Source organism: Lysobacter sp. 2RAF19 (assembly GCF_052115395.1).
GTDB lineage: Bacteria > Pseudomonadota > Gammaproteobacteria > Xanthomonadales > Xanthomonadaceae > Noviluteimonas.
Window position 1 is genome coordinate 109,284 of sequence record NZ_JBFRGO010000004.1, and the last position, 23,085, is coordinate 132,368.

The following is a 23,085-nucleotide window of genomic DNA, read 5'->3' on the forward strand; positions in this document are numbered from 1 at the left end:
GCCGAGACTGGCGGCCGTTTGAACATATCCCCCATGGAGCAATCGATGAAGCGCAAGACCCTGACCCTGTTGATCCTCGCCTCTGCCAGCGGCTTCGCCTTCGCGCAGCAGGCGACTCTGACCGAACCCCAGGTCCGCGCCAAGCTCGAAGCGGAGGGCTACACCAAGGTCAATGACGTGAAGTTCGTCGATGGCGTGTGGAAGGCCGATGCCAAGAGCGCCGACGGCAACCACGTGGACGTGCGCCTGGATGCCAAGACCGGTGCGGTGTATCCCGACGAGCAGGTCGCCAACCTCAACGAGGCCTCGGTGAAGGCGAAGCTGGCGGCCGCCGGTTACACCGATGTCCACGACGTCGACTTCGAGGATGGCGTCTGGAATGCCGAGGCCGACGACCAGGCCGGCAAGGACGTCGAGCTCAAGATCGACGCCAAGACCGGCGCCGTGATCGGCAAGGAAAAGGACTAAGTCCGACGTCGCCCCCGGCGCCGCGCTAGACTCGGCCCCGGGGGCGCCTCGGGGGCAACATGCACGGGCCGGGAGACATCGTCGAATTGGCCGACCAGCCTGCGGGCGCACGGGAAACCGTCGCGCCCGTTTGGCATGCGCGCCTGACGGGCCTGCTGGCGGAGGTCTCGCGCGAAGCCCTGCAGGGCGAGGACCTGGAAGCCGTGCTGCGGCGCATCGTGGACTGCCTGGTGCGCAACCTCCCCGTGGCCATCGCCAGCATCATCCTGCTCGACGACGACGGCGCGCACTTCGTGCAGGAAGTCTGGGCGGGCGACCTGGACTTGTATCCGGCCGAGCTCGCGCATGGTTGGCCGGTGAGCGTCGGCGCCGCGGGCCGCTGCGCGCGCACGGGCGAAGCGCAGTTGATCACCGATGTGGAAAGCGATCCGGATTACGTGCCCGGCAACACGAAGGTGCGCTCCGAATACCTGGTGCCCATCCGCCATCGCACGCGCCTGCACGGCGTGCTCAACATCGAAAGCACGCAGCCGGATTTCTTCTATCCCGAAGCGCGCGAAGTGTTCGACGCCATCGCCGACCAGATCGCCGGCGCGATCCACCTTGCGCGCGTGGTCGCCGAACTGGAAGCGGCCAATCGCAAGCTGGAAACGCTGTCGATGATCGACGGCCTCACCGGCATCGCGAACCGTCGCTGCTTCGACCAGCGCCTCGCGGCCGAATGGGAATGGCAGTCGGTCGAACACCGCGAACTGGCGCTGGTGCTGGTCGACGCCGATTCCTTCAAGCCCTTGAACGACGCGCACGGACATCTGTACGGCGACGAATGCCTGCGCGAACTCGCGCGCCTGTGCACGCGCTTCGCCGATGGCATCGACGATCTCGTCGCGCGCTTCGGCGGCGAGGAACTGGTGTTGCTGCTGCCCGATCGCTCGCTCGAAGCGGCCGTGGCACTGGGCGAAGCGCTGCGTCGCGATGTCGAAGCGGCCGCCATGCGCCACGACAACTCGACGATCGCGCCGTACGTCACCGTGAGCGTGGGCGTCGCCGCGGTCACGCCGACGAAGGAGCGTTCGCCCGAACGCCTGATCGCGGCGGCCGATCGCGCGCTGTATGCGGCCAAGGCGCAGGGACGCAACCGCGTGGTGGCCGCCCAGGTCGATTGACCGCCCATTGCCCCGCATCCGGGACACTGATTCCGCCGATTGCCGACTTATCGCCGTCGCATATCCCCCGTAGCCTGAGCCTCCCCCACGACCCCCGGTGAGGCCCATGCGACGTCGCAAGCGCAGTTTCTTCCACGCGGTGAACCGCGTCCTCCGCAGTCTGTTCGCACGCCCCATCGCCGCGCGCGAAACCGGCGAGCTCGGTTGAACGACGCAGGCCTGGCGGCGCCCGGCTACGATGGACTCCCCCGCCATCGAGCCGAGGCGCCGCGCATGGCACCTGCCGTACGAGAACCTGTCGTTGCGATCCGCAACGTCAGCAAGACCTACGCCTCGGGCTTCGAGGCGCTCAAGCACATCGACCTGGACATCCTGCGCGGCGAGATCTTCGCGTTGCTCGGCCCCAACGGCGCGGGCAAGACCACGCTGATCAGCATCATCTGCGGCATCGTGAACGCAAGCTCGGGCACGGTCGTCGCCGACGGGCACGACATCGTGTCGGACTATCGCGGCGCGCGCAGCAAGATCGGCTTGGTGCCGCAGGAGTTGTCGACCGATACGTTCGAGACGGTGCTCTCGACGATGCGATTCAGCCGCGGCCTGTTCGGCAAGCCGCCGGATGCCGCGCACCTGGAGCGCGTGCTGCGCGACCTCTCGCTGTGGGACAAGCGCAACGACAAGATCATGACGCTCTCCGGCGGCATGAAGCGCCGCGTGCTGATCGCCAAAGCGCTCGCGCACGAACCGCAGATCCTGTTCCTCGACGAACCTACCGCGGGCGTCGACGTCGAGTTGCGCCACGACATGTGGCAGATGGTGCGCCGCCTGCGCGAGAACGGCACGACGATCATCCTCACCACGCATTACATCGAAGAAGCGGAAGAAATGGCCGATCGCATCGGCGTGATCCGCAAGGGCGAGCTGATCCTGGTCGAGGACAAGAAGACGCTGATGCGCAAGCTCGGGAGCAAGCAGCTGGCCATTTCGCTGCAGACGCCGCTCTCGCAGGTGCCGGCGGAATTGGCCGACCTTCCACTCTCCCTGTCGGAGGACGGGCAATCGCTGGTCTACACCTTCGATACCCAATCCGAAGAAACGGGCATCGCGCCCTTGTTGCGTCGATTGCACGAGCAGGGCATCGATTTCAAGGACCTGCACTCCAGCGAGAGTTCGCTGGAAGACATCTTCGTCAGCCTGGTGAGGGCGCCGGCATGAGCATGAACACGCATGCGATCAAGGCGATCTACCGCTTCGAGATGGCACGTACCTTCCGCACGATGCTGGAAAGCATCCTGTCGCCCGTGTTGTCGACCTCGCTGTACTTCATCGTCTTCGGTGCGGCGATCGGCTCGCGCATGGGCGACCTGGGTGGCGTGAGCTACGGGGCCTTCATCATCCCGGGCCTGATCATGCTCTCGCTGCTCAACGAGAGTATTTCGAATGCGTCCTTCGGCATCTATCTGCCGAAATGGTCGGGGACGATCTTCGAGCTGTTGTCCGCGCCGGTGTCGTATTTCGAAGCGGTGATCGGTTACGTGGGCGCGGCGGCGACCAAGTCGATGATGCTCGGCGTACTGATCCTGGTGACGGCGCGCGCGTTCGTGCCCTACCACATCGCGCATCCGTTCTGGATGCTGTGCTTCCTCGTGCTGACGGCGGTGACCTTCAGCCTGTTCGGTTTCATCATCGGCATCTGGGCCGACAGCTTCCAGCGCCTGCAGGTGATTCCGCTGCTGATCGTGACGCCGCTGACCTTCCTCGGCGGTGCGTTCTATTCGATCGACATGCTGCCCGAGCCATGGCGCACGTTCACGCTGTTCAATCCCGTGGTCTACCTGGTGAGCGGGATGCGGTGGAGCTTCTACGGGATCGCGGACGTCAACGTGTGGTTGAGCGCGGGGGCGATCGTCGGGTTCTTGGTCGCGTGCCTGATCGGCGTCTGGTGGATCTTCAAGACGGGGTACAAGATCAAGGCGTAATTCATCCGCTGTGCGAATGAATTCCCAAAGTTTGCTTTGCAAACTTCGGGCCCCAACGCAGTGGATCCAATTTTCCCGCGGCTGTCGCCGCGCCCCCTTTTACTAAAAGGGGCTATTCCGGTTTTGAGTTCCGCTCCAAGAGCCGATCGCCCCGCAGCAAGGCCGTCGTGAACCATCGCGCTTCGGCGACGTCCTTCCGGATGCGTTCGCGATAGACGTCCGCAGGCAGCGGATCGTCCGCTTCATGCCGCGTCACGTTGCAATGCCGGCACGCCGCGACGATGTTGCGGATCTCCGCGCCGCCATCGCGGCGTGCGACCAGGTGTTCGGCGGTGCACTGGAAGTGGATGCAGTCTTCCAGGCGCAGGCCGTGTTGCTCGGCGAAGGCCCACGGGTTCTTCGACCACATCGGGGCGTCGCAGTAATGGCAGCGGTGTCGCTGCCGGCGGGCGGCGACTTTGCGGAAGCGGCGGAGTTTGTGGTTGTTCGGCATCGCGTTGCTTTCAGGCGCCGACTTGCTTGCGCACCGCCGCGATGTTGCGAACGGGGCGGACTTCGATGCAGCCCGTCGCCGCCCACGGGAGTTGCGCGGCCATGCGCACCGCGTCCTCGATGCTGTCGGCTTCGACCAGGTTGAAGCCGCCCAGCAGTTCCTTGGTCTCGGCGAACGGGCCGTCGCTCACGCGCGTCTTGCCGTCGCGGATGCGCACCGAACGGGCCGTTGCGACATCTTCCAACTGCGAGAACGACACCAGCTTGCCCGCGCGCTGGAGGTCGTCGGCGTGTTCCAGGCAGCCTTTCATCATCGTGTCGTACTGGCCCTCGGGCAGGGCCTGGAGCAGCGCGGGGTCGGCGTAGACGAGCAGCAGGTATTGCATGCGGGGGCTCTGCGCGGGGAACGAGTGCCGATCCTAGCGCAGGCCCCCGGGTCGGTCAGCCGTTGGCCGCCTTCTGCGCATCCTGCGACTGGCGCTTGAGCGCCTGCAGGCGTTCGAGTTCGAGCTGGTCGCGCTTGTCCTGCTGCTTGCGGAGTTCCTCGCGACGCAGCATCTCGACTTCCTGCGCATTGGGCTCGTGCTTGAGCTCGAAGGAGGATCCGGCCACCGAAGCCGGTTCGCCGCGACGGCTCTTGAGCTTGATGTTCAGGCGCAGCTCGTTGGCCGAGTCGGCGTTGCGGATCGCTTCTTCGTAGGAAATCCGGCCTTCGTTGTACAGCTCGAACAAGGCCCAGTCGAAGGTGCGCATGCCGAGCTCACGCGACTTGTTCATGACGCCCTTGAGCTCGTTGAACTCGCCCTTGAAGATTTTCTCGGCGACGGTCGGCGTGTTGAGCAGGATCTCGATCGCGGCCACGCGGCCCTTTCCATCCTCGGTGCGCACCAGTCGCTGCGAAACGATCGCGCGCAGGTTGGCCGACAGGTCCATCAGCAACTGCGTGCGGCGTTCTTCGGGGAAGAAATTGATGATGCGTTCCATCGTCTGCGACGCGCTGTTGGCGTGCAGCGTGGACAGGCACAGGTGGCCGGTCTCGGCGAAGGCGATGGCGTGTTCCATCGTCTCGGCGTCGCGGATTTCGCCGACGAGGATGACGTCGGGCGCCTGGCGCAGGGTGTTCTTCAGCGCGTGGTGCCACGAATGCGTGTCGACGCCGACTTCGCGGTGCGTGACCAGCGACTTCTGCGAGGTGTGCGCGTATTCGACCGGATCCTCCACCGTGATGATGTGGCCGGCCTGCGTGCGGTTGCGGTGGTCGATCATCGCGGCCAGCGAGGTCGACTTGCCCGAGCCCGTGCCACCGACGACGAGCACCAGGCCGCGCTTTTCCATCACGACGTCCTTGAGGACCTCGGGCAGGCGCAGCTTTTCGAAGTTGGGGATTTCCGCCGCGATCGTGCGGCAGACCAGGCCGACGTGGCCCTGTTGCACGAACACGTTCACGCGGAAACGCGAGGCGCCGGGCACGGCGATCGCGAAGTTGCACTCCATCTCCTGCGCGAACTCCGCCCGCTGCTTCTCGTTCATCAGCGCGTGGGCGAGCACGGCGGTGACTTCGCCGGTCAGCTTCTGCTGCGTCAGCGGCGTCATTGCGCCGTGCGCCTTCATGCTCGGCGGGAAATCGTGGGAGATGAAGAGGTCGGAACCACCGGACTTGGCCATTGCCGCGAGCAACTTGTGCATGTATTCGCGGGCTTGCGTTTCGTTGAGCATGCGTACGGCCCGCCGCATTGCGCGGCGGTCTTCCCCTGTCTTGTTGCGTCCCCTTGGACCGCGGAGTTTACGAATCCGCGGACGATGCGAACCGGATGCGCGTCACGGTCACCCCGTTGCCTGTGGTCACCGTGCGTGAAGTCACCTGCGCGCGATCTTCACGCCTGGTCGTCCTGTTCACCCTCGGGCATGCGGAACCACGCTTCGACGGTGCCCTTCACCTTCATCGTCATCGGCATGCCGCGACGATCCAGCGACTTGCCGACCGGCACGCGCACCCAACCTTCGCTGATGCAGTATTCCTCGACGTTGGTGCGTTCGGTGCCGTTGAACTTGATGCCGATGCCGCGCTCGAGCGCCTGCTCGTCGTAGAACTTGCTGCTCGGATCGTTGGAGAGGCGGTCGGGAGGCGTGTCGGTCATGGCGTGCTCGGGGCGTGGATCGGTGGAGCGCGCATTCTACGGTGCCTCGTGGCGCCCCTGCGCCTTGGCGCGCGCGATGACCCGGCGGACGAGCGCGCGATCGCCGTGGCGGGAGATCGGGATCGCCCCCAACCGCAGGGCCGCCTCGCGCATGTCGGCGTCCACGTCGTAGTGCGCGCCGCTGGTCTTGTCCTGGAACGCGCGGCGCGGCAGCCCGATCGCGGCCGCCATCGCATGCAGCTCGTCGAGGGTGTCGGCCATCAGGTGCGCCCAGCGCCGGTCGCGCCAGAGGGTCACCGCGTCGTCGACGTAGACACTCATGTCAAAGACCCGCCATCCGCGCAGGATCGCCGCTGGCGTTGCATCCTGTCCATCGCGCCTCCATGTGAATGCCCATGCCCACCCCCGACGAGCAAGCTCAGGCGCAACCCGCGCCCGTCCCCGACGAAATCCTCGCCGCACCCGACACCGTGGCCGGCAGCGCGCCGGTCGCGCGGGCCAAGGGCGCGCGCGCCGATTGGCAGGTGCTGCGGTCCCTGCTGCCCTTCCTGCGGCCGTTCGCGGGCCGCATCGGGTTCGCGCTGCTCCTGGTCGTGCTCGGCAAGCTGGCCAACCTCGTCGTCCCGTTGGTATTGAAGCGGATCGTCGATGCGCTCAACGTGGCGCCGACGCTGCTCGTCCTGCCGGTCGCGCTCCTGCTTGCCTACGGCGCATCGCGCGTGTCGGTCACCTTGTTCACCGAATTGCGGCAGGTCGTCTTCGCACGCGTGATGGCGCGCATCTCGCGCCGCGTGACGCTCCAGGTCTTCCGCCACCTGCATGCGCTGTCCCTGCGCTTCCACCTGGCGCGCCGGACCGGTGGCGTGGCGCGCGACGTCGAACGCGGCGGCACGGCGATCTCCGACCTGCTCGACTGGACGATCTACACGATCATCCCCACGGCGCTGGAGATCATCATGGTCTCGGCCGTGTTGGCCTGGGCCTACGACTGGGGCTTCGTCGCGATCACCGGCATCACGCTGCTGGCCTACATCCTGTTCACCGTGTCGATCACCGAATGGCGCACGCGTTACTACCGCGCCGCGGTGGAAGCCGATACGAAGGCGAACGAACGCGCGGTGGATTCGCTGCTCAACTACGAGACCGTGAAGTACTTCGGCAACGAGGACCACGAGGCGCGCCGCTACGACGAAAACCTCCAGCACCTGGAGAACGCCTCGGTCATGAGCCGCAAGACGCTGGCGGTGCTCAACCTCGGGCAGACGGCGATCGTCGCGCTTGGCGTGTCGGCGATGATGTGGCGCGCCGCGGCGGGCGTCGTCGCCGGCCACATGACGGTCGGCGACCTGGTGCTGGTCAACGCCTACCTGCTGCAGTTGTCGGCGCCGCTGAACATGCTCGGCATGATGTATCGCGAAGTGAAGCAGGCGATGACCAACCTGGAGCGCCTGTTCGGCCTGCTCGACGAACGCCAGGACGTGCAGGATCGCCCCGGTTCGGTGGCGCTGCATGCCACGCAGCCGCAGGTGCGCTTCGAAAACGTGCGCTTCGCTTACGACGTACGCCGGCAAATCCTGCGCGATGTGGATTTCACCATCCGGCCGGGCGCGACCGTCGCGGTGGTCGGCCATTCGGGGTCGGGCAAGTCGACGCTCGCGCGCCTGCTGTACCGCTTCTACGATGTCGACGGCGGCCGCATCACCATCACCGATGCGACCGGCACCGCACACGACGTGCGCGACTACACGCAGCAATCGGTGCGCGCGACCATCGCGATCGTCCCGCAGGACACGGTGCTGTTCAACGACACGATCTACTACAACATCGAATACGGCCGCCCGGGCGCCACGCGCGAGGAAGTCGAACACGCCGCGCGCGCTGCGCACATCCACGATCTCATCGCGGGCTTGCCCGACGGTTACCAGACCGAAGTCGGCGAGCGCGGCCTGAAGCTGTCCGGCGGTGAAAAACAACGCGTCGCCATCGCGCGCGCCTTGTTGAAGAACCCCGCCATCCTGATCTTCGACGAAGCCACCTCGGCGCTCGATTCGCGTTCGGAGCAGGCGATCCAGGCAGAACTGGACCGCATCGCACTGGGTCGCACGACGCTGACGATCGCCCATCGCCTGTCGACGGTGATGAACGCTGACGAGATCCTGGTGATGGATGCCGGCCGCATCATCGAACGCGGCACGCACGCCGCGCTCGTCGCCAGCCAGGGCCATTACGCGCAAATGTGGAAGCTGCAACAGCAGGAGCGCCAGCGCGAACTCGAGGCGGCCGGCTGATGTGCCTGATCGCCGTCGGATTTCGCGCGCACCCGCGCTGGAAACTCGCGGTGATCGCCAACCGCGACGAGTTCCATGGGCGCCCCACCGCGCCGGCCGCGCCCGATCCTGACTTTCCGCAGGTGTTCGGTGGCCGCGATCTGCAGGCCGGCGGAAGTTGGTTGCTCGCTTCCACGCGCCGGCGGTTCACCGCGGTGACGAACGTGCGCGCCGGATTGAATCCCGAAGCCGCGCCGCGTTCCCGCGGCGCCCTGGTGCGCGGCTTCGCCACGGGCGATGCCGCAGCCGATCGCTACACCGACTCGCTCGCCGATGTGGCGAACGAATACGGTCGATTCAATCTGTTGTGCTGGGACGGCGATGCCTTGCATTTCGCCACCAACCATCCGCGATTCGAAACGCACGCGGTCGGCGAGGGCTTCCACGCGATGTCCAATGGGGCCTTCGATGCGCCTTGGCCGAAGAGCGGTCGCGCGACGCAGGCGTTGGAGCGCTGGCTCGCGCAGGCCCCCGACCACGTCGACGAAACCGCGCTCGCGCCCTTGTTTTCCGCGCTCGCCGATACGACGCCGGCACCCGACGCGCGTTTGCCGGACACCGGCGTCGGCCTGGAAATGGAGCGCCTGCTGTCGCCGCCGTTCGTACGCGGCGCCCGTTACGGCACGCGTTGCAGCACCGTGTTGCTGGTGGAAGAGCGCGGATTCACCTTCGCCGAGCATCGCTTCGGTGCCGAAGCGCTAGCGCAGGGCACCACGTTTGCGCAACTGCCATTCGAAGCCAACGTTATGTGAATGGTGCAAGGGTTCCGGTGACCTCCGGCACGGGCCGCGATCGCAGCGCGATCCCTAGAATTCGTGTTCGAAAACCCCACTGCACGAGCACGACTCCACCATGAAGCGTTCGATCTTCGCCGTCGCGGCATTCTCCTTTCTCGCCTTCGCTGCGCACGCGCAACAGTCTTCCGGCAACCTGATGGGCAACGCCAAGCCCGGCGACACCGTCGAAGTGTCGGGCGTGGGCACCGGTTTCCACCGCGAAATCCAGGTCGAAGCCGACACGGGCAAGTGGACGATCCGCCGGGTGCCGATCGGTTCCTACGAGGTCGTCGTCAAGCACGCCGATGGTTCGGCCGATGCCGCCAAGCCGGCCACGGTCAACGCCGGCGCGACGTTCCGCATCAAGTAAGCACGCCACTCACCCCCCCCCATTCGGGAAAACATTCAATGAACAAGATCCTCCACCGCAGTTTCGTCGCAGTCGCGGCGCTCGGCCTGTTCGTCTCCACCGCCTACGCGCAGCACTCCGGCGGCGGCCTCTGGGGCCGCGCGAAGACCGGCGATGTCGTGCACATCGAGAACACCGACATCGGCACCAAGCGCGAGCAGACGATGACCGAAGACGGCAAGTACTTCTTCGAGCGCATGCCCGTGGGCATCTACACCCTCACGATCACGCACGCCGACGGAACGACCGACGCGCCGAAGAAGATCCGCGTGCAGGTGGGTACCAACACCTACGTGAAGTAAGCGGTCGCGCGGATGGCGGCCGGGTTGCGCCCACAATTGCGTATACCCGGCCAACATCCATCATGTCTTCCATAGGGGGAAGAGGCATGAGCACCGTGATCCGCGAACTGTTCGCGGGCGAAGTCCTGTACCGCCAGGGCGACCCATCCGATTGCGCCTGGCTGATCGAACGCGGCGCCATCGAACTGCACTCCGAGCAAGGCCGCCGCACCACGCTGCACGGCACCCTGGGGCCCGGTGAATTGATCGGCGAGCTCGGCATGCTCGACGGCCAGCCGCGCAGCGCGACGGCGACGGCACGCGGCGACACCACGCTGCTGGCGATCGACCACGACCAATTCCTCGAACGCCTCGACGGCGGCGACCCGATCGTGCGCACGCTGGTGCTGAGCCTGTTGCGCCGCACGCGCAGCATCCTCGCCGCGTTGCCGCAGGATGTGACCCTGCCTGCCGAAGACCTCGCGACCGAATCGAACGAAGAACGCGCCGGCCTGGACAAGATCCGCCTCGAAGCGCGCCTGCGCGACGCGCTGGACACGCAGACGCTCGAAGTGCGCTACCAGCCGATCTTCGACATCGTCGAAGGCCGGGTGCGCGGATACGAGGCGCTGGTGCGCTGGCAGTTGCCCGATCGCGGCCCCGTTTCGCCGGCCGAATTCATCAAGCTGGCCGAAGAGACCTCGCTGATCGTGCCCGTGGGCGAATACGTCCTGGATCGCGTCATCGAAGTGCTCGTCTCGTTGCGCGAGAGCGGCGTGTCGCCGTTGCCGAGCATCGCGGTGAATCTCTCGGCGCGGCAGCTCGTCGAACCGGGCATGGCGCGCCAGATCGTGCAACGCGTCGAGCGCGCGCAGTTGCCGCCCGGCACGCTCAAACTCGAAGTCACCGAAAGCCGCATGCTCGATTACACGCCCGTCGCCGCGGTGATGCAGCACTGTCGTTCGCACGGGATTCCGTTCGCACTCGACGATTTCGGCACGGGCTATTCGAACCTGACCCACCTGCACCGGCTCGACTTCGAATTCGTGAAGATCGACCAGGCTTTCGCGCGCCACATGTTTGATTCGCAACGCGCGATGGCGATCGTCGAGGCGATCGTGGCGATGGCGCACGCGATCGATGCGAGCGTCGTGATGGAAGGCGTCGAAACGCACGCCCAGTTGCAACGCCTGCGCGAGATGGGCGTGCGTTACGCGCAGGGCTATCTCATCGGGCAGGCGGCGCCGGTGGCCGACGTGTTGTCGGGCGCGGCCGCGCGCGGGCCCGAAGTGGAAACGCCCTTGCCCGCCTGATCCACGGGCGCATCACGCGGGCATGCCAACATCGACGGCATGTCCGCTTCCAGACCGCTCATCGCGCTCGCGAGCCTGGCGCCTGCCGTGGCCTGCGCGCAGACCGCGCCGGTCGAACTCGATCGCGTCCAAGTCACCGCCACGCATGCGCCCGTTGCCGCGCGCAATGTGCCCGCATCGGTGAGCGTGATCGATCGCGGCGACGGCCGCACCGATGGACTCGGCGCAGCCTTGTCCGAGCGACTGTCCAGCGTACCCGGCCTGCTCGCGCGCGACCGGCACAATTACGCGCAGGACGAACAGATCTCGATCCGCGGCTTCGGCACACGCGCGAGCTTCGGCATCCGCGGCGTGCGCCTGTCGATCGACGGTGTCCCCGCGACGATGCCGGACGGGCAGGGCCAGGTCTCCCATCTCCCGCTCGCCTTCGCCGACCGCATCGAAGTGTTGCGCGGTCCTTTCTCCGTGCTCTACGGCAATGCGGCCGGCGGCGTGATCCAGGTGTTCACCGCGACGCCGGAAGGACCGCTCGCGGTCGATGGCGGTGCGAACCTGGGGCCGGACGCATCGCGGCGGCTGTCGCTTTCCGTGCAGGGCGCGGGTGAAGCGGTGGGCGGGTTTCTCGGCGCGCAGCACTTCCGCACCGATGGCTTCCGCGCGCACTCGGCGGCCGAACGCAACCTGTTGCATGGGAAGCTGCGCTTCGAACAGGCGGCGACGACCGCCACGCTCGTGCTCGATACGCTCGATGCCCCGAACACGCAGGATCCGCTGGGCCTGGATCGCGCGCAATTCCTCGCCGATCCGGCGCAAGCCGCGCCGCAGGCCCTGGCCTTCGATACGCGCAAGTCCGTTTCGCAACGCCAACTCGGCGCGGTCATCGCGCACAGTGCGTTTTCCGCGACGGTGTATGCGGGACGCCGCGAGGTCGAACAATTCCTCGCGATCCCCGTCGGCACGCAATCCAATCCGCTGAGCAACGGCGGCGTGGTCGACCTGCATTCGCCGTACGCGGGCGTGGATGCGCATTGGACCGGCGACCTCGGTGCTGCGTGGTCCCTGACGGGCGGCGTGTCCTACGACGCGATGCGACAGGATCGGCGCGGCTACGAAAACTTCGTCGGCGACACGCTCGGCGTGCGCGGGGCGCTGCGTGCCGACCAGGTGGATCGCGTTGATGCACTCGATCCCTATCTGCAGGCCACCTGGACGCCGAACGATGCGTGGCAAGTGAACGCCGGTGCGCGCCACAGTCGCGTGCGGTTCCGCTCCGAAGACCATTACATCCGCGCCGGCAATCCCGACGACAGCGGGCGCGTCACCTATTCGGCGACATCGCCCGTGCTGGGCGTGCGCTGGCGCGCGAACGATGCGCTGCAGTTCTACGCAGCCTACGGCGAGGGTTTCGAAACGCCGACGTTCAACGAGCTCCAGTATCGCAGCGACGGCGGCAGCGGCCTCAACTTCGCGCTGCAGGCCGCCAGTACGCGCAGCGCCGAAGCGGGAATGAAGATCTCGCACGGACGCATGCGTACCGAAGTCGCGGTGTTCCAGGCGCGCACCGATGACGAGCTCACCGTCGGCACGAGTGCGGGCGGGCGCACGACGTTCCAGAACGCCGGACGCGCACGACGCAGGGGCCTGGAACTCTCCGGTGCGCTGCCGCTCGCCGATGCGTGGACGGCGGAGTTCGCGGTGACATGGCTGGACGCAACCTTCGTCGACGGCTTCCTCGCGTGCACCGCCGCGCCGTGTGCCGTGCCGACACTGCCGATCGCGGCGGGCACGCGCATCCCCGGCATCCCGCGCACGCAGGCGCAGGCCGCGGTGCGGTGGGGCGAGGTCGCGAAGGGCTGGCATGCGCGGGTGGAGGGCGTGTATGTGGATGCAGTGCCGGTCAACAATTTCGGCGACGAGGCCGCGCCGTCGTACGCCGCCTTCGATGCGAGCGTGGGCTATGGATTCGCGCACGGCCGCGTCTTCCTCGCACTCGACAACCTCGGTGACCGCAGCTACGCCGGCTCGGTGATCGTCAACGAGGCCAATCGCCGTTACTACGAGCCCGCGCCTGGGCGCGGCGCGACGGTGGGCGTCGAGCTGCACTGGCAATAGAGGTTCAAGCTTGCGAGCGCTGTGTTCACTCCACGTTCGTCGATCGGCCACATCGCACTCACGCCGCCCGTTGCAGGCTGCGTCATGCGTATCGGACTTGCTTCCACACTCATGGCGAGCTCCGTCGCGGCTGGCCTCGCCACGTCGTGCGCGCCCACCTCGAAGATCGCACCGGAGAGTGTCAGCGGCGCCGCGCCGCCCCTGGCCGAACCCGAGCACGCATTGCTGCCCACGGTGAAGATCGCGCCCGCGACGGGTTGGAAATCCGGCGAAATGCCCACGGCTGCGAACGGCATGCAGGTCAAGGCATTCGCAACGGGCCTGGTCCATCCGCGCTGGTTGTACGTGCTGCCGAACGGCGACGTCCTCGTTGCAGAGACCAATCGGCCACCGACGCCCGACCAACCCAGGAATCCGATCCGCGCCGCCTTCATGAACAATGCGTTCGAGAAAGCCGGCGCCGCCGTGCCGAGCCCCAATCGCATCTCGCTTTTGCGCGACAGCGATGGCGACGGCGTCGCGGAAACGAAAACGACGCTGGTGGCGAACCTGTTCTCGCCCTTCGGCATGGCGCTGGTCGGCGACCGTCTTTACATCGCCAACGCAGACGCGCTGGTGTGGGTGCCGTACAAAACCGGCGACACGCAGATCACCACGGCGCCTGAAACCCTCGTCCAGTTGCCCGGCGCGCCGCGCAACCATCATTGGACCAAGAGCCTGGTCGCCACGCCGGATGGTTCGAAGTTCTACGTCGGCGTCGGCTCCAACAGCAATGCCGCCGAAAACGGCATGGATATCGAGGACAACCGCGCGGCGATCCTGGAGATCGATGCGGACACGGGTGCTTCGCGCATCTTTGCCAGTGGCTTGCGCAATCCCGTCGGCATCGCATTCGCGCCCGGTTTGAACGTCCTGTACGCGGTGGTGAACGAACGCGACGAGCTGGGCAACGACCTGGTCCCCGATTACCTGACATCGGTGAAGGAGGGCGCGTTCTACGGTTGGCCGTGGAGTTACTACGGCGCGCACGTCGACACACGCGTGCAACCCGAACGCCCCGACATGGTCGACAAGGCGATCGCGCCGGATTACGCGCTCGGCCCGCACGTCGCTGCGCTCGGACTTGCGTTCTCCTCGGGCACGAAGATGCCGAATGCGTGGCGCAAGGGCGCTTTCATCGGCTTGCACGGCTCATGGAATCGCGATCCGCCCAGCGGCTACAAAGTGATCTTCGTGCCCTTCTCCGGCGGAAAACCCGCAGGCAACGAGCAGGATGTGCTCACCGGCTTCCTCGACGCAAAAGGCAATGCGCGCGGACGCCCGGTGGGCGTGGCGATGGCGAAAGATGGTGCGTTGCTGGTCGCCGACGATGTCGGCAACACGGTCTGGCGCGTGGCGCCGTAGCGCCACGCCCCGTTGCGCAAGTCGGCTGTCAGGCGACTTCCTGCGGTTCGGCCTCGAACCTGCGCGCGTAATCGCGTTCGGTGGCCACGCGCGTGACTTCCGAAGACGCGAGATCCGGCGCTGCATACACCGCGTAGGCGATCTCGCCGCCGCTGCGTTGCCCGACGTGGTGCAGGTTGTAGCGCGATTGGCCCGCGCCGGTGTTTTCGGGATAGTGCTTCGGCGGTGTATTGCCGTCCAGGTCGAGTTCGGCATTGTCGACCGTGCCACCGACGAAGAGTGCTCGCATGCGCTGCTCCCGCTCAGATGATCGGACCTCATGCTGGTCCAGCGGCCGTGGACATCCGATCAAACCGGCGTTATCGCAGTCGTAACAAATGCAAACGCCTCTCCTGCGGAAACAGGAGAGGCGTGGTGCGATCGCCCGCGGATCAGACCGTCTGCGCGCGGCGGGTCAGGAAGTAATAGGCCAGGTTGCCTGCACCGGTGGCCACGGCGAGCACCGCGATCACGCCGGGCGTGACGTGGTCCCAACCGCCGGCTTCGATCAGGCCGAAGCCCGCGCCGATGGCCAGCAGCGTGACGCCCCAGCGCAGCGAACTGTGCTTCTGGCGGGCCTGCTCGCCCACCATGATCGAACGGACGAGTTCTTCCGAGCCGCCGGCGCCGATCAGGGAGCGGCGCGTCCGCGCATCGACGATCACCTTGATGACGTACGCGACGGCGATGAAGAAGCTGATGGGAATGAGGACTTCGAGTTCCATGGGTGGCTCCGGGCGGGTCTGGGTCGATGCGTGAGTGGGGTGACGGAGCAGGAGATACCGGTGGCGCCGGACCGGTTGCACCCGGCCCGACCGCCCGTCGCCGGGGGGCGGTTGCAACCGATGCCCCGCCGGGCGTATCTGGAACAGGCATGGATGGAGGCCGACCCCTGGAACACGACGTGCCCGCAGCCACGACCCCGCCCGCCGAAGGGCCCGACCGGGAAGCCGATCGCGCCTTGGTGGCGGATGTGCTCGCCCAGGCGCCGGGTGCGTTCGAACGCCTGGTCAGGCAATACCAGGGGCTGTGCTTCCACGTGATCCAGCGCATGGTCCGCCAGCCCGACGACACGCGCGAACTCTGCCAGGACGCGTTCCTGCGGGTGCATCGCTATCTGCACCAGTATCGCGGCGAGAGTTCGCTGCAGGCGTGGATCGGCCAGGTCGCCTATTCGGTCGCCAAGCGGCACCTGGAGCGCAAGCGCATTCCCCTGCAGGAGGCGGCCGACGCCGACGAACATCAGTCGCTGCTGGAAAACGTGGGCGACCACTTCGACCTGGAAGGCTCGGTCGCCGACGCCGAATCCGCACGCTGCCTGCACGCGGCGATCGAAACACTGCCGCCCTTGCAACGCACGCTGCTGACGCTGTATCACCTGGACGAGATGCCGATCGGCGAAATCGCCGAATTGACGGGCCTCGCCGAGGGCACCATCAAGAGCCATCTGTTCCGCAGTCGCCAACGCCTTCGCCAGGTGTTGGAAGGACGCTTGGGAGTCGCCGCATGAACACCAATCACAACGACCCGCGCAACGGCATCGACGAGCGTGAGTGGCAGGCGCAGGAACGCGCGATGCGCGATGCGCGCGAAGGTGTGCCCTCCACCGATCCGCTCGCCATGCATTACCGCGCGATCGCCGACGCATTGCGTTCGCCGCTGCCCGACAGGCTGCCCGACGACTTCGCCGCACAGGTCGCAAGGCGCGCCGAAGCCAACGCACGCGCGCCGGAAACCGAATTGGTGAAGGCAGCTCGGGCCGGCACGCTGGAAAGCAGCCTGCTGCGCGGCGCGGTCGGCATCTTCGGCCTGGGCGGCGCGGTGGTCGTGGCGGTCTGGGGGCCGAGCTGGATCGCGCCGACAGCGTCGTTCCTGCAGCTGGATTCGGCCGTCGCGGTGAACTGGGCCCTGGCGCTAGGCGCCTGCATCGGCGTGACGTGGCTGACCGATTACATGCGTCGTCACCGCGAACAGGCCGCGCACGCCGCGTAAACTGGCGGCATGTCGAATACTTCCGGTCCGCGCGACGCCGACGCCGCGCTCGAAACCCTGTTCCATCCCTTCGCCACCGGCGCGCTCGCGTGGCCGGCCGAAGGCGGCGCGCTGTTCCTGCGCGCGCGCGATGGCTGGCCGCTGCATGCGCGTCCATTGCCCGGCCTGGTCGCCGAGCAAAGCTACAAGCCTGCGTTCGATGCGTTGCAGCGTTCTGGCATCCAGACGCAGGGCGAAGACGTCGAAGGCACGTTCCCGCTCGTCCTCGTCCTTCCGCCGCGCCAGCGCGACGAAGCGCGCGCCCTGTTGGCGCGTGCGCTCGTGCATGCAGGCGATTCGGGCATCGTCCTGGCCTGCATGCCGAACGATGAAGGCGCAAAGACGGGGCAGGCGGATCTCGCCCGCCTCGCTGGCCAGGTCAGCGTATTGTCGAAGAATCATTGCCGCGTGTTCTGGACCGGTGCGCGTTCGACGGACCCTGCGTTGCTCGAACAATGGCGCGTGCTCGATGCGCCGCGCTTCGTCGCCGGCGACACGCTGCTGAGCCGGCCGGGCGTGTTCGCATGGGACCGCATCGACAAAGCGTCCGCGCTGCTGCTGCAGCATCTGCCGACGGACCTGGCGGGCGAGGGCGCCGACCTCGGCGCCGGCATCGGCGTGCTCGCGATGGACGTGCTCGCGCGCTGCGCGAATGTCCGGGCGATCGATCTTTACGAAGCCGAGGCGCGCGCACTCGCGCTTGCGCGGCAGAACCTCACCGGACGCGCCAACGTCGAGTTCCATTGGCACGACGTCACCCAGGGCCTGCCGAAGCAATACGACTTCATCGTGATGAATCCGCCCTTCCATGCGCAGTCGCGCGCGGACCGGCCGGACCTGGGGCGTCGTTTCATCGATGTCTCCGCGCAGGCATTGCGTGCGCGCGGACGGCTGGTGATGGTCGCCAATCGCCATCTGCCGTACGAGGCCGTCCTCGGCGAGCGCTTCGCGCAGGTGCGCGTGCTCGCCGACGCGGGCGGCTTCAAGGTGCTCGAGGCGGTGCGCGCATGAAGCTGGTCAAGCACATCGCCAACCTCGGCTACGGCAGCCGCAAGGAAGTGCAGTGGATGTTCCGCGAAGGGCGCATCACCGATGCCGACGGCGAGGTGTTGTATGCCGACGATCAGGTTGCACATGACACGATCCGCGTCGACGGAGAGCCGCTCGATCCGCCCGCCGGCGTGCTGCTCATGCTCAACAAGCCCGTCGGTTACACGTGCTCGACGAAGGACAAGGGCCGCATCGTCTACGACCTGCTGCCGCCACGTTTCCGTCTGCGCGCGCCCTTGTTGTCGACCGTCGGCCGCCTGGATCGCGACACCAGCGGCCTGTTGCTGATGACCGACGACGGCGCGCTGCTGCATCGCATCGTCTCGCCGAAGGCGCATTTGCCGAAGCGTTACGAGGCCACGCTCGCGCAGGACCTGCGCGGCGACGAAGCGGCCCTCTTCGCCAGCGGGACGCTGATGCTGGAATCGGAAGACACGCCGCTCAAGCCGGCGACGCTCGAGGTCCACGATGCGCGCCACGCCAGCGTGGTGCTGACCGAAGGGCGCTACCACCAGGTGCGGCGGATGTTCGCGGCGGTGGGCAACCACGTCGAAGCCCTGCATCGCAGCGCAATCGGCAGTTTGACGCTGGGCGACCTGCCCCCGGGCGAATGGCGCCTTGTCGAAGACGACGAACGCGTACGCACGCTCGTCTAGAGCTTCTCCCAGCCCTCGCGCCCGAGCTTCCGCAAGGTCTCCACGTTGCGCTCGACGATCACGTCCGGATCGGGGAAGGCTTCCACCGCGCGCGAAACACTGTCTTCGCGCAACAGGTGCAAGGTGGGCCAGGGCGAGCGATTGGTGTAGTTCTCGATGTCGTCGGGGCCGCTGTCGGCGAACTGGTAGTGCGGGTGGAAGCTCGCCACTTGCAGCACGCCGTCCAGATCCATCGCTTCGACGAGCGCATCGGCCTCGCCGAGGAAATCGTTGTAATCCACGAAGTCCTGCAACACCTGCGGATGCACGATCAGCGTCGTGTCGACGGCCTCGGGATCGGCGTCGCGCAGGAACGCGAGCTCTTCGCCCAGTTCGGCGAGCAGGGCTTGCGGCGTGGAGGCATCGCTCAGGACCCAGCGGATCTGGCCCTTGACGTGCACGGCCTTCGCGAACGGACACAGGTTGAGGCCGATGACGGCGCGTTCGAGCCAGCCTCTGGTGTCGGCGATGGGATCGTCGGGAGCGTTCATCGCGCAAGATTACCGGTAAAGCACCTGGCAGGTCTCGCACCAGAAGGCGCGGCGTTGTGCGCGGCCCAGGTGCTTGCGATACGTCAGGGGCGTGCCATCCCGCGGGCAGGTCTTCTTCGCATGCACCTGCCAGTGCTTGCGCAAGACGTAGGCCTTCTTCCATTCCAGGAAATCGAAGCTGTACTCGCGGGCCTGCTTGATCATTTCGCCGAGCTTGCGCGAGGGCAGCGCGCCGACGGTGCTTTCGGGATGCACGCCGATTCGGTGCAGCACTTCGTTCTTGATGATGTTGCCCACGCCCGAGAACACGTGCTGGTCGAGCAGGGCATCGGCGACGAGCGCATCGGGATGCGCTTGCAGGCGCTTGCGCGCCGCGCGCGGATTCCACGCATCGGCCATGACATCCACGCTCCAGTCGTAGGTGTCCTCGAGCGGGCCTTCGATGTATTTCAGCGAGCACGCGTAGAAGTTCAGCTCGCGGCCTTTCGCGAAGCCCAGCGACAAACGCGGCGAAGCGTTGCGCTTGCCCTCGTCGATGCGATAGCTGCCGAACAGCATGAAGTGCACGCGCAGCGCGAAGGTGGGGAACGCGATCAGGAAGTGCTTGCCCCAGCTGCAGACGTCGCGCACGGTCTGGTTGCGCATGCGTTGCGCGTCCAGCAGGCGCGTGTTGCCGCTCACGCGCAGCACTTTCCTGCCGACGAAGGACGCCGCTTCTTCGCGCAGGATGACGATGGAGGGACCTTCGGGCACCGCCGCAGGCTGCCGCGTCGCGCGTGGGCGGCGCGTGCAGGGTGGCGCGGGGGCCGGCGTTGCCCCAAGCTTGCGCGATGGACGCCCACACCCATTCCGATCGCCGCCGCCAGTTGCGCGCGATCGGCCTGATGCTCATCGCCGTGGCCATGTTCGCGCTCATGGATTCGGCGCTGAAGATGCTCTCGGCGCATTACCCGCCCTTCCAGGTCGCGGCCGTGCGCGGCCTGGCATCGCTTCCGCTCGTGCTCGCGTGGGCCCTGGCGACGGGCGGGTTGATGCCGTTGCTCCGCGTGCGCTGGTCGCTGCACCTGCTGCGCGGCATCCTCGGCATCGTGATGATGGTGGCCTTCGTCTACGCGCTCAGATCCCTGCCGCTGTCGACGACCTACTCGATCTTCTTCGTCGCGCCGCTGTTGATCACCGCCTTGTCGGTGCCCTTCCTCAAGGAACGTGTGGGGCCGCGGCGCTGGACCGCGATCGGCATCGGCCTGGTCGGTGTCCTCGTCGTCCTGCGCCCCACCACGCAGGGCGTGTTGAGCCTGGCGGGCATGGCCGTGTTGTTGTCGGCGTTGTGCTACGCGATCTCGGCGATCACCGTGCGCCTGCTGGCGAAAAGCGATTCGGTGCAGGCGATGATGGTGTGGCTGCTCGCGATGATGGCGCTCGGTGCAGGCGCGCTCGCGTTTCCCGATTGGGTGCCGATCCAGCGCGACCATTGGCCGGTGATCGCGGGCCTCGGCGTCGCCGGCGCGTTCGGCCAATACGCGATCACGCTCGCCTTCAAATGGGGCGAGGCTTCGCTGATCGCGCCGCTGGAATACACCGCGCTGGTGTGGGGCGTGTGCCTGGATCTCGCGTTCTGGGGCGTGTTGCCCGACTCGGTGACGTGGATCGGCGCGGCGATCATCATCGGGAGCGGCTTGTACCTGTTGCGTCGCGAGAAGGTGCACGCCGAAGCGGAACATCCCTGAAAAAAGAGCCCCTCCCGAAGGAGGGGCTCGCGACTCAGAACCGCGCGCCGACGCCGACGCCGACGACCCACGGATCCAGGTCGATTTCACCCGCGGGCGCACCGGCCGCATTCGCCTCCGCGCTGCCTTTCAGATAGCGCGCATCGGCGCGCGCGAACACCCGATCGGTGATGTTGAAGTCCGCGCCGACCGTGGCGATCGGACCCTTCGGCGTGTCGAGGCCGACATGGTTGCCGCCGGCGACCGTCGGATCGAAACGTTCGTCGTCGATGTTCGATTCGTAATAGCCCAGGCCCACGAACGGGCGGATGGGTTGCGAGGTCTGGCCGAAGTGATACTGCCCGCTCACCGCGATGGGCTGCTGCTTGAACGAACCGCGGCCACCGTTGGCGAGGTCCACGTCGGTCTTGATCTTGTCGGGCGTGCCCCACAGCTCGACCGCCCAATGATCGTCCACGTGCCACGCGCCGCTCAACGTCGCGGCGCCATTGCCATCCAGGTCGGCCGATTGGCCGGCGATCGTGCCGGGATTCGACTTGGGCACCATGTGCGCGTAACCACCCACGACGCTGAAGTGCCGCGGCGTGGTGGCATCGGTCGTCGACGTGTTGTCCTGGGCGAATGCCATCGGCGTGGCCGCGAGTGCGGCGGCGATGGCGAGGGCTCGATAAGTCTTGCGCATGCATTTCTCCGCGTTGTGTTCTTGGCCCCGGGGAGATGGGGCGAGGCCATCCTTGCGGGGCCTGCATGAACCACAACGGGTGCTGCGTGCGTTCGTCGCGCGATCGGCGACGGAATTTCACCGCGGTTGCAACTGGATGACGCGGACGTTCAGCTTCGTGCGCGACGCACGGCGTCGCGCGACATCGTCATCACGCCTTTTCGGGTTTCGGCGGAATGCCCTTGACCACGATCGTGTCGAAGACCTGCAGCGGCAGCTGCGTGTCGATCGCGACCTCGGACTTCATCGCACCGCGCACGCCATGGAAAACATAGGCGGCATCCTGGCAAGCGTACTTGTCATGGGCGGCGGGCGTGGACTGCGGGGACACGCCGGCACCGACACCGCCGACGACCAGCAGGCTGAGCGCCATCACGCCACGCCAGAGGACATGTTGTACGGAATACATGACGGACCTCGCACCGTGGCAGAGGGGGGAGTGGTTGCCACGGATTAGGAAGATGCGCCGTCCGCGTGCTTGGTTGCAGTCCCATGCGCCACCATGACGTCAGTCATGCCTCCCACCGGCACGTGCTGTTTCGGCACGGGGGTTGCATGATCGTGGCCATCGACGAGGAGACGAACGGATGCGTGGCATGAAGCTTGCGGTGAACGGCGGCTTGGCCCTGTCGCTTGCGATGGCGTGCGGCACTGCGGCAGCGAAGGACATGCAGTGCGACGTCGACAGCGACTACGACCTCAGCGTCACCGACAAGTCGGTGATCTTCACCCGCGAAACCGGCACGCCGAAGGCGATCGTCATGCGCCAGGGGCGGCTGTTCGTCGACACCAAATGGGTCGAACTCAGCAAGGACGACAGCCGGCGCGTCGCCGACTACGAAAAGAACGTGCGCGAAACGCTGCCGCTGGCCGCGCAGATCGGCCGCGACGCGGCGGACATCGCCTTCACGGCGCTCGGCGAAGTGGCGACCAGCCTGAGCTCGCATCCGGATGAGACGCGCGCGGCGCTCGCCAAGTCCCGCGCCGACATCGACAAGCGCCTGGAACACGCGGTCGCGGCAAATCGTTTCAACGGCAACGAACTCGGCAACAGCATCACGCATGCCATCTCCGAGGTGCTGCCGATGGTCATCGGCGACATCGTGGGCGGCGCGATCTCGGCCGCCTTCAGCGGCGACCAGGCGCGCATCGATCGCATGAACAACCTCGACAAGGAGATCGAGCGCCGCATCCAGCCGCGCGAAAAGCAGCTGGAAGTCCGCGCCGAAAGCCTCTGCCGCCGCATGGAAGCGTTGGACGACATCGACAATGCGCTCGCGTATCGCCTGCCCGACGGCAGCAAGCTCGACCTGATCGACGCCAAGGTGAAGATGCGCCACGACGCCCACTGACGGCCCCCTCGGATCGCGCCGGCCCCACCGGCGCTTCCCCCGCCGCCCGCGCCTCCCCCGCGGGCGTTTTTTTTGGTGTCGGGTGCAACGGTTGGCGTGTTGTCCCGCGACGGC

At 66.7% G+C, this 23,085-nt stretch carries 28 protein-coding genes; 17 read left to right on the forward strand and 11 right to left on the reverse strand.

Annotation, left to right across the window (positions count from 1 at the left end; genetic code table 11):
- Positions 1–45: 45 nt before the first annotated feature.
- The 4 genes from AB4059_RS14550 (at position 46) to AB4059_RS14565 (ending at position 3,613) form a co-directional block, all read left to right on the forward strand.
- Positions 46–468, forward strand: a complete 423-nt coding sequence (locus AB4059_RS14550; RefSeq protein ID WP_498979852.1) for a PepSY domain-containing protein — start codon at positions 46–48, stop codon at positions 466–468.
- Positions 469–527: 59 nt separating this feature from the next.
- Positions 528–1,634 (forward strand): sensor domain-containing diguanylate cyclase, encoded by a 1,107-nt coding sequence (locus AB4059_RS14555; protein ID WP_498979854.1) that lies wholly within the window; start codon positions 528–530, stop codon positions 1,632–1,634.
- Between the two features lie 273 nt (positions 1,635–1,907).
- Positions 1,908–2,849 carry an ABC transporter ATP-binding protein gene (locus AB4059_RS14560; RefSeq protein ID WP_498979856.1) on the forward strand — a complete coding sequence of 314 codons (942 nt, stop codon included), beginning with the start codon at positions 1,908–1,910 and terminating at the stop codon, positions 2,847–2,849.
- Positions 2,850–2,851: 2 nt separating this feature from the next.
- Entirely contained in the window at positions 2,852–3,613 is a 762-nt protein-coding gene (locus tag AB4059_RS14565; RefSeq protein WP_498980065.1) for an ABC transporter permease, read from the forward strand.
- A gap of 112 nt (positions 3,614–3,725) precedes the next feature.
- Here the strand turns inward: AB4059_RS14565 and AB4059_RS14570 are convergent, their stop codons facing one another.
- The 5 genes from AB4059_RS14570 to AB4059_RS14590 form a co-directional block, all read right to left on the reverse strand.
- Positions 3,726–4,022: an HNH endonuclease gene (locus tag AB4059_RS14570; protein ID WP_498979858.1), complete on the reverse strand. Its 297-nt coding sequence runs from the start codon at positions 4,020–4,022 to the stop codon at positions 3,726–3,728.
- 94 nt (positions 4,023–4,116) lie between these two features.
- The gene (locus AB4059_RS14575) at positions 4,117–4,491 is read right to left on the reverse strand and encodes a YciI family protein (RefSeq protein WP_498979860.1); all 375 of its coding nucleotides are present in this window, start codon (positions 4,489–4,491) and stop codon (positions 4,117–4,119) included.
- A gap of 55 nt (positions 4,492–4,546) precedes the next feature.
- The gene (locus tag AB4059_RS14580) at positions 4,547–5,821 is read right to left on the reverse strand and encodes a PilT/PilU family type 4a pilus ATPase (protein WP_498979862.1); all 1,275 of its coding nucleotides are present in this window, start codon (positions 5,819–5,821) and stop codon (positions 4,547–4,549) included.
- 158 nt (positions 5,822–5,979) lie between these two features.
- Positions 5,980–6,243, reverse strand: a complete 264-nt coding sequence (locus tag AB4059_RS14585; protein ID WP_498979864.1) for a DUF3297 family protein — start codon at positions 6,241–6,243, stop codon at positions 5,980–5,982.
- Positions 6,244–6,279: 36 nt separating this feature from the next.
- Positions 6,280–6,564: a DUF4031 domain-containing protein gene (locus AB4059_RS14590; RefSeq protein ID WP_498979866.1), complete on the reverse strand. Its 285-nt coding sequence runs from the start codon at positions 6,562–6,564 to the stop codon at positions 6,280–6,282.
- A 74-nt stretch (positions 6,565–6,638) separates the two neighbouring features.
- Here AB4059_RS14590 and AB4059_RS14595 point away from each other — a divergent pair, with 74 nt between their 5' ends.
- The 7 genes from AB4059_RS14595 to AB4059_RS14625 all read left to right on the forward strand — a co-directional run bounded on the left by AB4059_RS14595 (position 6,639) and on the right by AB4059_RS14625 (position 14,865).
- Entirely contained in the window at positions 6,639–8,531 is a 1,893-nt protein-coding gene (locus AB4059_RS14595) for an ABCB family ABC transporter ATP-binding protein/permease (protein WP_498979867.1), read from the forward strand.
- Complete coding sequence (locus AB4059_RS14600) at positions 8,531–9,322, forward strand: NRDE family protein (protein WP_498979869.1); 792 nt, start codon at positions 8,531–8,533, stop codon at positions 9,320–9,322. The genes AB4059_RS14595 and AB4059_RS14600 overlap by 1 nt, the downstream gene beginning before the upstream one ends.
- Positions 9,323–9,422: 100 nt before the next feature.
- Positions 9,423–9,716, forward strand: coding sequence for a carboxypeptidase-like regulatory domain-containing protein (locus AB4059_RS14605; protein ID WP_498979871.1), 294 nt, complete (start codon positions 9,423–9,425; stop codon positions 9,714–9,716).
- Between the two features lie 38 nt (positions 9,717–9,754).
- Entirely contained in the window at positions 9,755–10,057 is a 303-nt protein-coding gene (locus tag AB4059_RS14610; RefSeq protein WP_498979873.1) for a carboxypeptidase-like regulatory domain-containing protein, read from the forward strand.
- 86 nt (positions 10,058–10,143) lie between these two features.
- Positions 10,144–11,349 carry an EAL domain-containing protein gene (locus AB4059_RS14615; RefSeq protein ID WP_498979875.1) on the forward strand — a complete coding sequence of 402 codons (1,206 nt, stop codon included), beginning with the start codon at positions 10,144–10,146 and terminating at the stop codon, positions 11,347–11,349.
- A gap of 39 nt (positions 11,350–11,388) precedes the next feature.
- Positions 11,389–13,461, forward strand: coding sequence for a TonB-dependent receptor domain-containing protein (locus tag AB4059_RS14620; protein WP_498979877.1), 2,073 nt, complete (start codon positions 11,389–11,391; stop codon positions 13,459–13,461).
- Between the two features lie 111 nt (positions 13,462–13,572).
- Entirely contained in the window at positions 13,573–14,865 is a 1,293-nt protein-coding gene (locus AB4059_RS14625; protein WP_498979879.1) for a PQQ-dependent sugar dehydrogenase, read from the forward strand.
- 28 nt (positions 14,866–14,893) lie between these two features.
- On the opposite strand, the gene AB4059_RS14630 is transcribed toward AB4059_RS14625, so the two are convergent.
- On the reverse strand, positions 14,894–15,154 hold the full coding sequence (locus AB4059_RS14630) for a hypothetical protein (protein WP_498979880.1): 261 nt from the start codon (positions 15,152–15,154) through the stop codon (positions 14,894–14,896).
- Between the two features lie 142 nt (positions 15,155–15,296).
- The gene (locus AB4059_RS14635) at positions 15,297–15,629 is read right to left on the reverse strand and encodes a hypothetical protein (protein WP_498962763.1); all 333 of its coding nucleotides are present in this window, start codon (positions 15,627–15,629) and stop codon (positions 15,297–15,299) included.
- Between the two features lie 179 nt (positions 15,630–15,808).
- Between AB4059_RS14635 and AB4059_RS14640 the strand changes: the two genes are divergently transcribed.
- Genes AB4059_RS14640 through AB4059_RS14655 form a run of 4 tightly spaced genes read left to right on the forward strand, consistent with a single transcriptional unit; the run spans position 15,809 to position 18,641 of the window.
- Positions 15,809–16,414, forward strand: a complete 606-nt coding sequence (locus AB4059_RS14640; protein ID WP_498979882.1) for an RNA polymerase sigma factor — start codon at positions 15,809–15,811, stop codon at positions 16,412–16,414.
- Complete coding sequence (locus AB4059_RS14645; protein WP_498979884.1) at positions 16,411–16,896, forward strand: hypothetical protein; 486 nt, start codon at positions 16,411–16,413, stop codon at positions 16,894–16,896. Before AB4059_RS14640 ends, AB4059_RS14645 begins: the two co-directional genes overlap by 4 nt.
- Before the next feature lie 9 nt (positions 16,897–16,905).
- Complete coding sequence (locus tag AB4059_RS14650) at positions 16,906–17,946, forward strand: class I SAM-dependent methyltransferase (protein WP_498979886.1); 1,041 nt, start codon at positions 16,906–16,908, stop codon at positions 17,944–17,946.
- Complete coding sequence (locus AB4059_RS14655; protein ID WP_498979887.1) at positions 17,943–18,641, forward strand: pseudouridine synthase; 699 nt, start codon at positions 17,943–17,945, stop codon at positions 18,639–18,641. The genes AB4059_RS14650 and AB4059_RS14655 overlap by 4 nt, the downstream gene beginning before the upstream one ends.
- Here AB4059_RS14655 and AB4059_RS14660 read toward each other — a convergent pair.
- Both AB4059_RS14660 and AB4059_RS14665 read right to left on the reverse strand, forming a co-directional pair.
- Positions 18,638–19,171 (reverse strand): DUF1415 domain-containing protein, encoded by a 534-nt coding sequence (locus AB4059_RS14660; RefSeq protein ID WP_498979889.1) that lies wholly within the window; start codon positions 19,169–19,171, stop codon positions 18,638–18,640. The two genes, AB4059_RS14655 and AB4059_RS14660, sit on opposite strands and share 4 nt — an antisense overlap.
- A gap of 9 nt (positions 19,172–19,180) precedes the next feature.
- Positions 19,181–19,924 carry a DNA-formamidopyrimidine glycosylase family protein gene (locus AB4059_RS14665; RefSeq protein WP_498979890.1) on the reverse strand — a complete coding sequence of 248 codons (744 nt, stop codon included), beginning with the start codon at positions 19,922–19,924 and terminating at the stop codon, positions 19,181–19,183.
- A gap of 77 nt (positions 19,925–20,001) precedes the next feature.
- Between AB4059_RS14665 and AB4059_RS14670 the strand changes: the two genes are divergently transcribed.
- Positions 20,002–20,898 (forward strand): DMT family transporter, encoded by an 897-nt coding sequence (locus tag AB4059_RS14670; RefSeq protein ID WP_498979892.1) that lies wholly within the window; start codon positions 20,002–20,004, stop codon positions 20,896–20,898.
- A 34-nt stretch (positions 20,899–20,932) separates the two neighbouring features.
- Here the strand turns inward: AB4059_RS14670 and AB4059_RS14675 are convergent, their stop codons facing one another.
- Both AB4059_RS14675 and AB4059_RS14680 read right to left on the reverse strand, forming a co-directional pair.
- The gene (locus tag AB4059_RS14675; protein ID WP_498979894.1) at positions 20,933–21,580 is read right to left on the reverse strand and encodes an OmpW/AlkL family protein; all 648 of its coding nucleotides are present in this window, start codon (positions 21,578–21,580) and stop codon (positions 20,933–20,935) included.
- 190 nt (positions 21,581–21,770) lie between these two features.
- The gene (locus AB4059_RS14680; protein WP_498979896.1) at positions 21,771–22,028 is read right to left on the reverse strand and encodes a hypothetical protein; all 258 of its coding nucleotides are present in this window, start codon (positions 22,026–22,028) and stop codon (positions 21,771–21,773) included.
- Between the two features lie 187 nt (positions 22,029–22,215).
- Between AB4059_RS14680 and AB4059_RS14685 the strand changes: the two genes are divergently transcribed.
- On the forward strand, positions 22,216–22,971 hold the full coding sequence (locus AB4059_RS14685) for a DUF2884 family protein (protein ID WP_498979898.1): 756 nt from the start codon (positions 22,216–22,218) through the stop codon (positions 22,969–22,971).
- Positions 22,972–23,085: the final 114 nt, after the last annotated feature.